The sequence below is a fragment of the Micromonospora sp. NPDC005173 genome (genome assembly GCF_040608515.1).
Lineage (GTDB): Bacteria > Actinomycetota > Actinomycetes > Mycobacteriales > Micromonosporaceae > Micromonospora.
Map to the genome: position 1 here is coordinate 76281 of NZ_JBEXIK010000020.1, position 13096 is coordinate 89376.

14 protein-coding genes are annotated in these 13096 nt (G+C 71.7%); all 14 read right to left on the reverse strand.

The window, feature by feature from the left end:
- Positions 1–7 precede the first annotated feature (7 nt).
- Entirely contained in the window at positions 8–262 is a 255-nt protein-coding gene (gene rpmA / locus ABZV00_RS22165) for a 50S ribosomal protein L27 (protein WP_109818441.1), read from the reverse strand.
- Positions 263–273: 11 nt separating this feature from the next.
- The gene (gene rplU, locus ABZV00_RS22170) at positions 274–588 is read right to left on the reverse strand and encodes a 50S ribosomal protein L21 (protein WP_328419425.1); all 315 of its coding nucleotides are present in this window, start codon (positions 586–588) and stop codon (positions 274–276) included.
- 168 nt (positions 589–756) lie between these two features.
- Complete coding sequence (locus ABZV00_RS22175) at positions 757–1269, reverse strand: hypothetical protein (RefSeq protein WP_355609162.1); 513 nt, start codon at positions 1267–1269, stop codon at positions 757–759.
- Positions 1270–1385: 116 nt separating this feature from the next.
- On the reverse strand, positions 1386–4424 hold the full coding sequence (locus tag ABZV00_RS22180) for an Rne/Rng family ribonuclease (protein ID WP_355609165.1): 3039 nt from the start codon (positions 4422–4424) through the stop codon (positions 1386–1388).
- 131 nt (positions 4425–4555) lie between these two features.
- The gene (locus tag ABZV00_RS22185; protein ID WP_328426849.1) at positions 4556–5275 is read right to left on the reverse strand and encodes a TIGR03936 family radical SAM-associated protein; all 720 of its coding nucleotides are present in this window, start codon (positions 5273–5275) and stop codon (positions 4556–4558) included.
- A gap of 240 nt (positions 5276–5515) precedes the next feature.
- Positions 5516–6898 (reverse strand): type VII secretion-associated serine protease mycosin, encoded by a 1383-nt coding sequence (mycP, locus tag ABZV00_RS22190; protein WP_355609167.1) that lies wholly within the window; start codon positions 6896–6898, stop codon positions 5516–5518.
- Positions 6899–6908: 10 nt separating this feature from the next.
- Positions 6909–8336 carry a hypothetical protein gene (locus tag ABZV00_RS22195; protein WP_355609170.1) on the reverse strand — a complete coding sequence of 476 codons (1428 nt, stop codon included), beginning with the start codon at positions 8334–8336 and terminating at the stop codon, positions 6909–6911.
- Positions 8337–8346: 10 nt separating this feature from the next.
- Positions 8347–8787, reverse strand: coding sequence for a hypothetical protein (locus ABZV00_RS22200; RefSeq protein WP_328419432.1), 441 nt, complete (start codon positions 8785–8787; stop codon positions 8347–8349).
- A 118-nt stretch (positions 8788–8905) separates the two neighbouring features.
- Positions 8906–9100, reverse strand: a complete 195-nt coding sequence (locus ABZV00_RS22205; protein WP_328419434.1) for a hypothetical protein — start codon at positions 9098–9100, stop codon at positions 8906–8908.
- Positions 9097–9459 carry a YbaB/EbfC family nucleoid-associated protein gene (locus ABZV00_RS22210; protein ID WP_328419436.1) on the reverse strand — a complete coding sequence of 121 codons (363 nt, stop codon included), beginning with the start codon at positions 9457–9459 and terminating at the stop codon, positions 9097–9099. The genes ABZV00_RS22205 and ABZV00_RS22210 overlap by 4 nt, the downstream gene beginning before the upstream one ends.
- On the reverse strand, positions 9456–9866 hold the full coding sequence (locus tag ABZV00_RS22215) for a YbaB/EbfC family nucleoid-associated protein (RefSeq protein ID WP_328419438.1): 411 nt from the start codon (positions 9864–9866) through the stop codon (positions 9456–9458). Before ABZV00_RS22215 ends, ABZV00_RS22210 begins: the two co-directional genes overlap by 4 nt.
- A gap of 20 nt (positions 9867–9886) precedes the next feature.
- Complete coding sequence (locus ABZV00_RS22220; protein ID WP_328419440.1) at positions 9887–10612, reverse strand: hypothetical protein; 726 nt, start codon at positions 10610–10612, stop codon at positions 9887–9889.
- Positions 10613–10672: 60 nt separating this feature from the next.
- Positions 10673–10981, reverse strand: coding sequence for a hypothetical protein (locus ABZV00_RS22225; protein WP_355609175.1), 309 nt, complete (start codon positions 10979–10981; stop codon positions 10673–10675).
- A gap of 106 nt (positions 10982–11087) precedes the next feature.
- Positions 11088–13082, reverse strand: coding sequence for a TIGR03960 family B12-binding radical SAM protein (locus ABZV00_RS22230; RefSeq protein WP_355609178.1), 1995 nt, complete (start codon positions 13080–13082; stop codon positions 11088–11090).
- Between the last annotated feature and the right edge of the window lie 14 nt (positions 13083–13096).

The window sequence follows — 13096 nt, forward strand, 5'->3', positions numbered from 1 at the left end:
CGGAAAACTACTGCTGCGGAACGATGCTGACGGTCTTGCGACCGCGCTTGGTGCCGAACAGGACCGAGCCGGCGGACAGCGCGAACAGCGTGTCGTCGCCGCCACGGCCGACCAGGTCACCGGGGTGGAACTTGGTGCCACGCTGCCGGATGAGGATCTCACCGGCGCTGACAACCTGACCACCGAAGCGCTTCACGCCGAGTCGCTGGGCCGCAGAATCACGACCGTTACGCGAGCTGGACGCACCCTTTTTGTGAGCCATTGGAGGACGACCTACTTCCCGCTGGAGATGCCGGTCACCTTGACCTGGGTCAGCGGCTGACGGTGACCCTGGCGCTTGTGGTAGCCAGTCTTGTTCTTGAACTTGTGGATCTTGATCTTCGGGCCCTTGGTGTGCGCGGCAATCTCGCCGGACACCGCGACCTCGGCAAGCTTCGTCGCGTCGGTCACCAGGTCGTCACCGTCGACGAGGAGCACCGCGGTGAGCTTCACCGCGTCACCGGGGGCACCGGTGAGCTTCTCGACCTCGATCACGTCGCCCTCGGCGACCTTGTACTGCTTGCCGCCGGTCTTGACGATCGCGTACATCGGAGGCGGACTCCCTGTCGTTGAGGCTGCTGGCGGGTCGTCCCCGCGGCGGCTCGCCGGGTAGCAGTGCACGGCGGCGCGGGCACACGGGAACTCGGCACACCAAAAGTGCGCCGCAGGCAAGAGTACGCCATTGCCGGCCTCGACCCCAAACCGGCCCGCCCCCGGTCAGCGGGCGCAGAGCTGATCAAGGCGCTGCTGGAGCCGGGCGAGCTCGGTCTCGTCGATCGACTCGACGTCGGTGCCGAGCGCGGCGACCTCGGTGCCGATGTCGGTCAGGAGCGTCTTGAGCTGCGGATCGGTGGCCTGGGCCGACTGCTCCCGCAGCACGGTCCGCCAACCGGTCAGCGCCGCCTCAGCCCGCCTGCGGGCCGCCTCGGCCGTGGCGCTGTCCCCGGCACCAACCGCAGCGATCATCTGGCCCAGCTCCGCCACGTACGTCTGGACGGCTGTGCTGCCCGCCTGCTGCGCGGCGGCGCAGACCTGCGTGGCGTTGCCGCCTGCCGCACCACCCGTACCGGTCGACCCCGCTGGCGTGCCGGTCGACCCGGCGGAGGCGCCCCCGGACCCGGCGGCCGGGCTGGATCCCCCGGTCGTCTCGCCAGCGGGCCGGTCGGTGGAGCAGCCGGCTCCGGCGGAGAGCGCGGTGACCAGCACGGTGACGGCGAGCAGACGACGCATCTTCTTCTCCTGACCGGGGTGGCCGATCCTGGACCGGGTTGGCCGGACCGGCGAGGTCCCTCCCCCGTCACATTGCCGGGAAAGGGACCTCGTCAAACACCGGGCCGGTCAGGCGGTCAGGGGCGGGTCCGCCGGCGGGCGCCACCCCGGCGGGAGCGGCGACGGCCGGTGCCGCCCTCGGTGCCCTCCTCGTCGGCGTCGCCGTCGGCGAGCGCGTCCGGGTCGTCCGCGGCGGCCAGCCGGGCCGACTCGCCCTGCTGGGCGTCGGAGACAGCCGGCGCTGCGGCGGTGTCCGCCTCGTAGCGGGACAGGTCGTAGCCCATGGTGTCGACGTAGTCGGCGTCCGGTTCGGCGCTGGTGTCGGTCTCGACGACCTCGACCGCCGCCCGCTCGGCCGGGGCGTTCTTGCGCGCCCGGCGGCGGGAGGACGCGGTGCCCTGCTCGGCGGCCGGGGCGGCGGCGACCGCCGAGGCGACCGCCTTGACCTTCTCCCCCGCCGCGGCGGGGCGCGGCTTCTCCGGCACCGGCTCGGTGTGGATGATGACGCCGCGACCCTTGCAGCACTCGCAGGTCTCGCTGAACGCCTCCAGCAGGCCCGCGCCGATCCGCTTACGGGTCATCTGCACCAGGCCGAGCGAGGTGATCTCGGTGACCTGGTGCTTGGTGCGGTCCCGGCCCAGGCACTCGGTGAGCCGGCGCAGCACCAGCTCGCGGTTCGACTCCAGCACCATGTCGATGAAGTCGATCACCACGATGCCACCGATGTCGCGCAGCCGGAGCTGGCGGACGATCTCCTCCGCCGCTTCCAGGTTGTTACGGGTGACCGTCTCCTCCAGGTTGCCCCCGGAGCCGGTGTACTTGCCGGTGTTGACGTCGACGACCGTCATGGCCTCGGTACGGTCGATCACCAGCGAGCCGCCGGAGGGCAGGAAGACCTTCCGGTCCAGACCCTTGATGATCTGCTCGTCGATCCGGTACTCGGCGAAGATGTCGCTCGTGCCGACGTGCCGGCGCACCCGGTCCACCAGGTCCGGGGAGACGTGCGACAGGTACGACTCGACCATGCCGTACGACTGCTCGCCCTCGATCACCAGCTCGCGGAAGTCCTCGTTGAACAGGTCTCGGACCACCCGGATGACCAGGTCGGGCTCCTCGTAGAGCAGCACCGGAGCGCCGCCCTCGGTGGCCTTGGCCTGGATGTCCTCCCACTGCGCCTGAAGCCGCTTGACGTCGCGGGCCAGCTCGTCCTCGCTGGCGCCCTCGGCGGCCGTCCGGACGATCACGCCCGCGCCGTCCGGAACCAGCTTCTTGAGCACGTCGCGCAGCCGCTTGCGCTCGTTGTCCGGCAGCTTCCGGCTGATCCCGGAGGCGTTGCCGTTGGGCACGTAGACCAGGTGCCGGCCGGAGAGCGCGATGTGGCTGGTCAGCCGGGCGCCCTTGTGCCCGATCGGGTCCTTGGTGACCTGGACGAGCACCGAGTCGCCGGACCGCAGCGCCTGTTCGATGGAGCGGGCCCGCCCCTCCAGGCCGGAGGTGTCCCAGTTGACCTCACCGGCGTACAGCACCGCGTTGCGGCCCCGGCCGACGTCGACGAACGCCGCCTCCATGCTCGGCAGCACGTTCTGCACCTTGCCCAGGTACACGTTGCCGGCCATCGTGCCGGACGAGTTGCGGGTGACGTAGTGCTCGACCAGCACGCCGTCCTCCAGGACGGCGATCTGGGTGCGGTCACCGCGCTGGCGGACCGCCATCACCCGGTCGACTGCCTCCCGGCGGGCCAGGAACTCCGACTCGCTGAGGATTGGCGGTCGGGTACGCCGCTGCTCCCGGCCGTCCCGGCGGCGCTGGCGCTTGGCCTCCAGCCGGGTCGAGCCGGACACGCCCTGCACCTCGTCGACGGTCCGGCGCGGCTCGCGGATCTTGACCACGGTCGGTACGCCGTCGTCGGCGGCCCCCTCCGTGTCGCCGGCGCCCCGACGACGACGCCGCCGGCGACGACGGGTCATCCCGTCCCCGCCCTCGGCCTCCTCGTCCTCCTCGCCCTCGGCCTCGGCGGTCTCTTCCTCCTCGGCCTGCGCCGCCTCCTCGGACTCCTCGTCCTCGGCGTCGTCGGCACCGCCCTTGCCCCGGCCCCGGCCGCGGCGACCACGCCGGCGGCGGCGGCGCGCGGCGGCGCTGTCCTCGTCGTCCTCATCCGCCTCGGCGGCCTCGTCGGCCTCCTCGGTCGGCTCCTCCTCGGCCTCGATCGCCTCGACCGGCTCGAGGTCGCGGCGACCCCGCCGCCGGCGGCGGGACGGCTCGGCGGCCTCCTCCACGGCGGGCTCCTCGGCGACCGGAGCGGGCTCCGCCGGCCGGGTCACCGGCACGGCGTCCGGCTGCGGCGCCATGAACAGCACGGTGGGCGCGGAGAGCGCCGCACGCCGACGGCGGGTCCGCGGCTGCTCCGGCTCGTTGACCTCGACCGGCTCGATCGGCTCATTCGCCACACCGGCCACGGCCACACCCGGCGGCACCTCGCCGGAACGCTCCTGCGCCCCACTGGTCCGGGCCGGCTCGGCGGTGGTCTCGCTCGGGGCGGTCTCCGCCTCGCGCAGGTCGGACTCCGCCGGCGTCTCGGCCTCCGGCTGCTCCAGCGCGGCGGGCTCCTCGACGGCGGCGGGCTCCTGGACAGCGGCCGGCTCCTGGACAGCGGCCGGCGTGGTCTTCTTCCGCCGCGTGCGGGTCACCTTGACCGGCGGGACCACCTCGGCGGTGGCCTCCTCGGCGGTGGCCGCGACCAGCGGCTCGTCGGCGGTCGTCTCGACGGGGGCGGCCTTGCGGCGGCGCCGGGGGGTCTTCGGGGCGACGTCCAGATCGCCGGAGAGCGGTGCGAACACCTCCGCCTGCGGCGACTCGTCGCTGCCGGCCCCGGCGGTGGAAGCCTCGACCGGAATCTCGGTCTGCTCCGGTTGGTTGAGCGGGGCGGCCCGGCGGCGGGTCGCCCGGGTACGCCGCACCGGGGCGGGCTCGGCGCTCTCCGCGCCGGCCGGCTCCGTGGTGGCGGCGCCGGTGGGGTTCGCGACGGCGGCGCCGTCGGCGGTGGTGCTCTGGTCAGCGGTGTCGCCGGCCGGCTGTGAACCGGTCCGTTCGCCGCCCTCGGGCTCGTTCTCGAGCATGGACGTTCTCCAGTTCTGGCTGCCCCGGGCGCGGGTAAGCGCTGCCACGCAGGGTTGCCGCAAAAGTGTTTCCGCCGGGCGCGCGTGGTGCGCGACCGCCGAAGTCTGCCTGCCAGAGCACTGACCGTCGGTCAGTGCCCAACGATGGCTGCCCCGCCGCGGTCCGCATCCAACGGATCCACGATCGCACCCTGCGCGGTCAACGTGCCCTGAGCCAGCCGGGTCACCCTCGGCGAGACCGGCGGCTCCAGGTCGGCCACCACGCGGAGGCCGGAAAGGACGTCATCGGGCCGTACGGACGGGGTGACCTGCCGCACGACCAGTTCGAGTATCGCACACGGTACGGCCGGCGCCCCGGAAGGCGTCGGCGTCGCATCGAGGACATCGATCGATATCACGGCCGCTCGGGCGTCGAAGGTGCGGCGGCCCTGCTTGGTCATCCGCTCGACCAGCACCTCGTCGGCGGCGTTGAAGGCGTCCACGGCGGCGCGCAGCACGGCCGTGTCGACCTCGGGCAGTTCGATGTGCCAGTACGACGCCTCGATCCGGTCCGGCAGACTGCCGCTCACGGCGATCACGGCGTCCAGCACGTCCAGCCCGGGCGAGAGCGCGGCGTCCAGCGCGGCCCGCAGCGCCTCCGGGTCGACCGGCGCCTGGAGGCCGATCTCCAGGTACTCCGCCTCGCTGGCGACTCCGGTGGGCGCGGCGCTGGCGTAGGAGATCTTCGGGTGTGGGGTGAAGCCCTGGGAGAAGGCGATGGGCACGGCGGCCCGACGCAGCGCGCGCTCGAAGGCCCGCGCGAAGTCCCGGTGGGAGGTGAACCGCAGCGGGCCCCGCTTGGCGTACCGGATACGGACGCGCTGGACGACCGGCGCCTGGCCGCCCTCGGGTTGAGGCTTTCTGGCGATCGTGGGCTCCTCGGGTGGACCTGCGTGTCCGTCCCATCCTGGCGCAGGGCTCGTGACGGTACGCAGCCGGGGCGGCCGAAACGCCCGACGAAAACGCTGAAACCGGTCGGCGAGGTCGTCCGGACCCACCGGGGACGGCAATGGCCGGCCGGTGACCCGCAGGTCACTGGCCGGCCACCAGGATCAGGACCGGTTGCCGCCCCCGGGCGGGGCGGGCGGCGCCCCCGGAGGAGGGCCGTAGCCAGGCGGCGGGGGGTAGCCGGGCGGCGGGGCGTAGCCGGAGTGCGGGGCATAACCCCCACCTGGGGTCGGCGACTGGTAGGCACCTGGCGGGCCGTACCCGCCGGGAGGCGGCTGGTCGAGCAGGTGCTCGGGTACGTCGGCAGCCGCCCTCGCCTCACGGCGGTACCGACGCCGGTTCCAGATCAGGAAGGCCGCCAGCCCCACCAGCAACACCAGCACCACGGCGACGCCAATGGCGATCACCATGACCTGCTGGTCCGTGGGGCCGCCCCGGTCACCGTGCTGGGTGACGTCGAACTCCTCGTCCGTGCCCCCTGTCCGGGCAGGCTCCGGACCGGTCGCGGCGGCCGGATCGAGCAGCGGGTTGGCGTTGACCCGCGGCACGTCCGCGCTCAGCGCGGTTACCGGGTCGATCCGGCCGAAGCCGTACTGCGGGTCCCGGCCGGACGGCCCGGCGTCCCGGGAGGTCTGGATGATCCGGTTGATGACGTTGGCGGCATCGAGGTCCGGGTACTTCGCCCGGATCAGCGCCACGAGACCGGAGACGATCGCGGTGCTGTCGGAGGTGCCGTCGCCCCAGCCGTAGCCGTGGTCGGGGCCCACGTTGTAGATGCCGTCGCCGGGTGCGGCGATCACCGCCGCCGGCCCCTGGACCGAGCCGGACCAGAAGTTGCCGCCCCGGGTCGTCCCGGTCACCGCGACCACGCCGGGGACGTTGGCAGGACTATCCACGTCGGTGCTGCCCTTGGCGGTGTTCCCGGCGGCGGCGACCACGACGACGTCGCGGTCCAGCGCGTACCTGATCGCGCTCTCCTCGTCGGCGCTGGCCGCCCCCGGTGCACCCTGGGACAGGTTGATCACCTTGGCGCCGCCGTCGACGGCCATCCGGATGCCGAGGGCGACCGCATCGGCGGCGTTGCCGCCGGTGCCCGCGCGCAGCTTGATGGGCAGGATCTTCGCGCCGGGGGCGATGCCGTCCACGCCGTCACGGCTCGCGTTCGTCGCCGCGATGATGCCGGCCATGTGCGTGCCATGCCCGTCCTCGTCGACCCGTCCGTCGCCCGACGCACCGTAGCTGCGACCGCCGGGAAGCACCTGACCCCGCAGGTCCGGGTGGGTGGCGTCGACGCCACTGTCGAGCACGGCCACGACCACGCCCCGCCCGGTCGAGATCTTGTGCACCTGGGCGATCTTGAGCTCGTCCAGATACCACTGCTCGGCCCGCCGGGGCGCGGCGGACGCCGGTTGGGCGGCCCCCAGCACCAGGAGCCCCGCCAGCAGGCAGGCCGTGACCGGCCGACGCGCTCCGACGTTCACCCTCATCCGTCCGTCCTCATCGCAGGATGCCCGGGGACGCACCGTCACCGGAGCCCCACGGATCGTCGTCCTCAGTCAACCACGACGAGTGCTCGGAGCCGGTGCCGCCATGCCCGGCACCGCCCTGGCCCCCGCCCATCATGCCGCCGCCCATCATGCCGGCGCCCGCCATCCCGCCACGCGCGCCGCCCGCGCCAGCGCCACCGGCGGCTGCGGCGTTGCGCAACGCGCTCGCCGCGCTCGTCATCGGCGGCACCTTGCCGTTCCCGCCGCCCACCATGCCGGGGATACCGCCCATGCCGATCCCGCCGGCCGATCCGACGCCGCCGCCGATCCCACCGCCAGCACCGCCGCCGCCGAAACCGCCGCCGGCGCCGCCGAGACCGGCGCTACCGACTCCGGGGCCGCCGCCGAGGCCACTCAGGCCGCCGACGCCGCTCGGTGCCGCGCCAGCCAGACCGCTGCTGAAGCCGTCGTCGCCCCCGGGGTAACCGGACCCGGTGGACGGGGGCGTGAACGGGCCGACGCCGGGGCCGTCAGGAGTGTCGCCGATGGTCGGCGGCTTGCTGTCGAGGGACGGCGGCTTGCTGTCGATGGTCGGCGGCTTGTTGTCGATGGTCGGCATCTTGCTGTCGATCTTGGGGTCATTTCCCCGATCGAAGTCACCCAGGTCCGGCTTCCCCGTCGGCGGAACCCGGGTGTCGGGGCGGTAGCCGTCCGAGTCGTCGCGGTCTGGCCCGACGAGTGTCAGCTTCGGACGCTCGGTCACCACCGCCGTGGGCAGCGGAGACATCGCGGTGTTCGCCGCCTGCTGGTTGTCCCGGTACCAGTTGTCCAGGTGGGACTTGGTGTCCCACCAGCCACCCCGCTTGCTGTCACCGGCCTGGCCGTCGACCTTCATGGTCGCCTCCAGGTCGTCGGCCTTGTCGCGGAACGCGCCGTCGGCGTACGAGGCGGGGTTGTTCTGGTAGTCCTTGCGCAGCGCGGCGAGGAAGCCCGACGTGCTCTCACCGTCGCGGGAGTCGTCGAGCTCGGTGCCGTTGGGCAGGCTCCACTCGTTCCACCCGAAGTCGTCCATCAGTGGGATCGGGATCGTGGAAACCGCCTTGCGGATGTCACCCTCGATCCGCGACAACGCCCCGCTGACGTTGCTCGCGTCGGTGATCAGTTTCTCGATGTCCTTGCCGATCTCACCCAGGTGCTCGCGGTACGCGTCACCACCGCTGCCCTTCCAGCCGGCGAGCATGCCGGGCAGACCGCCGACGTGCGGGCGCTCCACGCCGGTCGCGATCGGGCCGACGAACGATCGGCCGACGAGCGCGTCCCGAAGCTGTGTGAGGCCGGAGGAGAGGTTGCTCCACCCCACCCCGACCGATCCGACCGTCTCCGGGTCCGCGGAGAGCGTCACCTCGCGGACGCACCGCTCCCAGGTTCCTCCAGCCATGACGTCCCCCTCAGGCCGTGTACGGGTAGGTGGGCTGGCCGCCGGCAGCGGGCGGCGGGGCCGCGGACTCGAGCAGCCGCTCGATCTGTGAGCCGTTGGCAGCGTTGCGCTCCTCGGTGTCGCGGAACGCCTGGGCGATGTCCTCGGTGCCCTTCTTGAGCGCGGCGAGCTTCTGGGAGAGCGACTTGAGGTGCGCCTCCATGTTGGTCGTCGACCGAGTCAGCGCCTGCCACTGCATGCGGGCGTCCTCGTAGGCCCCGAAGGGGGTGCCGTTCGGGACGGTCTGGGCGGTGGTGCTGTCGCCCTTCATCCGCTCCTTGACGCGCTCCATCTCGTAGCCGATGGTGTCGTCGACGTACTGCTTGAGCCGCTCGACGTACGCTGCCGCGGCGTCCAGGTCCTCGACGCTGACGTGCAGATCGCCGATGTTCGGCGGCGTGATGCCAGCCATCCGCTTCCTCCCCGTTTTCCGACCCGCAGGGGTCGGTCCATGTCAGACGCAGCGTATCGAGTGTTGCCAAGTCAGGGCAGCCCCGGCCACCGCTATTCGGTAATTATGACCGTCGATATCAGCGACGCAGCTGCGGGACCAGCAACGCGATGCCGATCCCGACCAGGGCCAACGGGGCCAGAAGCACGACCACGCCGCTCCAGTCCGCCTCCCCGCGCAGCGCCTGAACGGCCATCAGGACCACCAGGAACACGAGCAGCAGGGCGAGGACCGAGAGCATCACCACCAGCAGACGGGCCTTGTCGGGGCTCATCGGCCGACCGTCCCGCGCGGCAGCAACGACATCGGATCGGCCAGGAAGGCGTCAGCGCCGACGCCACCCAACCGCAGGCCGGACATGACCTCCGCGCGTCGCTCCTCGGCCAGCGCCTCCGCCGCCCGCACGGCCTCCACCACCGCCTCGCCGAGCGTGATGTTGTCGACCGTACGGTGGGCCCGCGCGGCGATGGAGATGTCCAGCAACTCCTTCGCGCCGGACACCGTGGCGGTGACCATGCCGTCCGCTGCGGTGCCGACGAACTCCTCCCGGGCGAGCCGTCCGGTCTCCGTGGTGGCGCTCTCCAGCAGCGCCGTCATCTCCGTGACCAATCGCGCGAGCTCCTGTCTCCTCATTGGAACCGCCGCGTCGCGTCCCGCCACACCGCGAGCGGATCCTCCGTGCGGCCGTCCCACTCGACCGGCGCCTCCACGACGTCGTCGAGGCTGGCCCGCATGCTCTCCGCCATGGCGAGGCGGGCGGCGGTCACGGCCTGTCGGCAGTGCGGACCCAGGAGCTCGGCGGGCAGGTCGCGCACCGCCCGCGCACTGATCCGTACGTCCGTGAGCTGGCCCGCGCCGTCGACGACGGCGGTGATCGTGCCGGTCTCGTCGAACCCCTCGTGCGTCCGGTCCCCGGTTTCGGTCACCAGCGCGACGAGGTCGCGGGTAGCGGCCTCGGCGCGGCGCATGGCGGGCTCGTACGCCTCGGTGCGGCTCACCTCCCGGACGGACTCGACGGCCCTGCGGTAGACATCGCTCATCACTGCTCCGTTCGCCCGACTCAGGTAACCGGTTCCTTGTTCCAGTTCTCCGGATTGCTGACGATGTCGCGGTACCGGTCCCCGATTTTGGCGCTCTCGGCGTCGACCTTCTCCCCGGTCAGCTCGAACCCTCGCTTGAGCTGGGCCACGGCCGTGCCGATCGCGCTGTTCGCACCGCGCATCCCCTGCATCAGTCCGACGATCGCGGTGATGATGCCGAGCACGAAGGCAGCCCAACTGCCGATGATCGCCCACTTGAAGGCGGGCCCCGCCGGTCCGCCGGCGTTCGCGGCGATGCAGCCGACGATCGCGAGGCCGGTGCCCACCGACCAGGCCCAGAAGAGCGTCTCGAGCCCGTCCGCGACGGTGTTGCACCCGGACGAGGTCGTGATGGCGAGTTTCTGGAGCGCGTCCAGCGGCTCGACCACCTTGGTGGTCAGGAAGTTCTTGAAGACCTCGGAGCCGGTGCCCTTCCAGATGCCGTCGACCTCACCGTTCAGCCGGGACAGCTTGCCGGCAAGTTCGGAGAACTCCTCCGCGAGGCCGGTCCACTTGTCGTCGGCCTCCTGGAACGGTGCCCAACTGCGCACGTTCATGACGGCGACCGGGGTGACGAAGGCCATCGCCAACGCCCCCGCGCCGGAGGGTTCGGCGGCCACCGCGAGCGTGCCGCCCAACCCGATGATGACCGCTTCCAGCGCGATCGTGGCGGCCTGGTCGGCACCGGATACCACGTTCTCACCCACAGAAGCTCGCCTCCCTGTTCCGTCGTGAAGGAGAGACCGGGCAGGTCGCGGGGACCGCGCTCAGTCCAGTGCCGTGTCGAAGGACTGACCGTGCCGTTCCTCCATCGTGCGGTAGTGCTCGACCACCCGGCCGAGCCCTTTCGCGACCTCGGCGACGGCAGCGGCGAGCGCCGTCACGGCCTGCGTCGTCGTCTCGTGCATCTCGTCGTACGCGGCGGAGAAGCCGGCATCGAAGGCCGGCGCGGCCCCGGCGGGCAGCCGCAGATACTCGATCTTGGGAAGCACTCCGGTATCCAGCGACTTTGCCGTCGCCGACAGCTCGGAGACGAGGTCGCCCAGCTTCTCGGTGTTCGTGGAGAAATCGGCCACCCGAGCCCCCTCCGCCAGCGCCGCTCACCCACCGGGCAAAGACCCGGTGGGTGACGTGTTGGTAATGGAGGGTAGCGGGTGACCGCCGCCCGGCGCTGCCCCGCGATCAGGCGGACTGGTCGCCCGCCGGCACCTTCATGCCGTTGCCGCCCAGCGGCGTGAGGGGGAGAAGCTTCTTGCCGGTGGGGCCGATCTGGATCTCGGTGTCCATGGAGGGGCAGACGCCGCAGTCGAAGCACGGGGTCCACCGGCAGTCGTCCTGCTCGTACTCCGAGACCGAGTCCTGCCAGTCCTGCCAGAGCCAGTCCTTGTCCAGGCCCGAGTCCAGGTGGTCCCAGGGCAGGACCTCCAGCTCGTCGCGCTGACGGGTGGTGTACCAGTCGAGGTCCACCCCGAACGCGGGCAGCGTCTCGGCCGCCGCGTCCACCCAGCGCTGGTACGAGAAGTGCTCGCTCCAACCGTCGAACCGGCCGCCGTTCTCCCACACCTTGCGGATCACCGAACCGACCCGCCGGTCGCCCCGGGAGAGCAGGCCCTCGATCAGCGACGGCTCGCCGTCGTGGTAGCGGTAGCCGATCGCCCGGCCCAGCGAGCGGTCCGAGTTGATCGCCTGCTTGAGGATCTTGAGCCGGTGGTCGATGACCTCCGGGCGCTCCATCGGGGCCCACTGGAACGGGGTGTGCGGCTTCGGCACGAACCCACCGATGGAGACGGTGCAGCGGATGTCCTTGGAACCGGTCGCCGCCCGGCCAGCCTTGATCACCTCGTGCGCCATGTCCGCGATCTCCAGGACGTCGGCGTCGGTCTCGGTGGGCAGGCCGCACATGAAGTAGAGCTTCACCTGCCGCCAGCCGTTGCTGTACGCGGTGACCACGGTGCGAATGAGGTCTTCCTTCGACACCATCTTGTTGATGACCTTGCGGATCCGCTCCGACCCGCCCTCCGGGGCGAAGGTCAGGCCGGTGCGCCGCCCGTTGCGGGACAGCTCCTGCGCGAGGTCGATGTTGAAGGCGTCCACCCGGGTCGACGGCAGCGACAGCGAGACGTTGGTGCCCTCGTACTGCTGGGCCAGGCCCGAGCACATGTCGCCGATCTCGGAGTGGTCGGCCGAGGAGAGCGACAGCAGGCCCACCTCGGAGAAGCCGGAGAACTCCAGCCCGTCGCGCACCATCTGCCCGACCGTGGTGATCGACCGCTCGCGCACCGGGCGGGTGATCATGCCGGCCTGACAGAACCGGCAACCCCGGGTGCAGCCCCGGAAGATCTCCACCGCGTACCGCTCGTGCACCGTCTCGGCCAGCGGGACGAGGGGCTTCTTCGGGTACGGCCAGGCGTCCAGGTCCATCGTCGTGCGCTTGTGCACCCGGAACGGCACGTCCGCCCGGTTCGGCACGACTCGCTGGATCCGGCCGTCGGGGAGGTAGTCCACGTCGTAGAAGCGCGGCACGTAGACGCTCTCGGTGCGGGCGAGCCGCAGCAGCAACTCGTCGCGGCCACCCGGGGAGCCCTCGGCCTTCCACTCCCGGACGATCGCGGTGATCTCCAGGACCGCCTCCTCGCCGTCGCCGAGCACAGCGGCGTCGATGAAGTCGGCGACCGGCTCCGGGTTGAACGCGGCGTGCCCGCCGGCCACGATCACCGGGTCGACGTCGGTGCGGTCGGCGGCCAGCATCGGGATGCCGGCCAGGTCGATCGCGGTGAGCAGGTTGGTGTAACCCAGCTCGGTGGAGAAGGAGATGCCGAACACGTCGAAGTCGCGGACCGACCGGTGCGCGTCGACGGTGAACTGCGGCACGCCGTGCGTGCGCATCAGGGACTCCAGGTCCGGCCAGACCGCGTACGTCCGCTCGGCGAGGGTGTCGGGCAGCTCGTTGAGCACCTCGTAGAGGATCTGCACACCCTGGTTGGGCAGGCCCACCTCGTACGCGTCGGGATACATCAGCGCCCAGCGCACGGTTGCCGCGTCCCAGTCCTTGACCACCGCACCCAGTTCACCACCGACGTACTGGATGGGCTTCGTGACCTGGGGTAGCAGCGGCTCCAGCTGGGACCAGATGGAATTGGTCGCGGCCGGGCGCGGCGTCGTGGACGGGGCACTCATGATGCCCAAGGGTA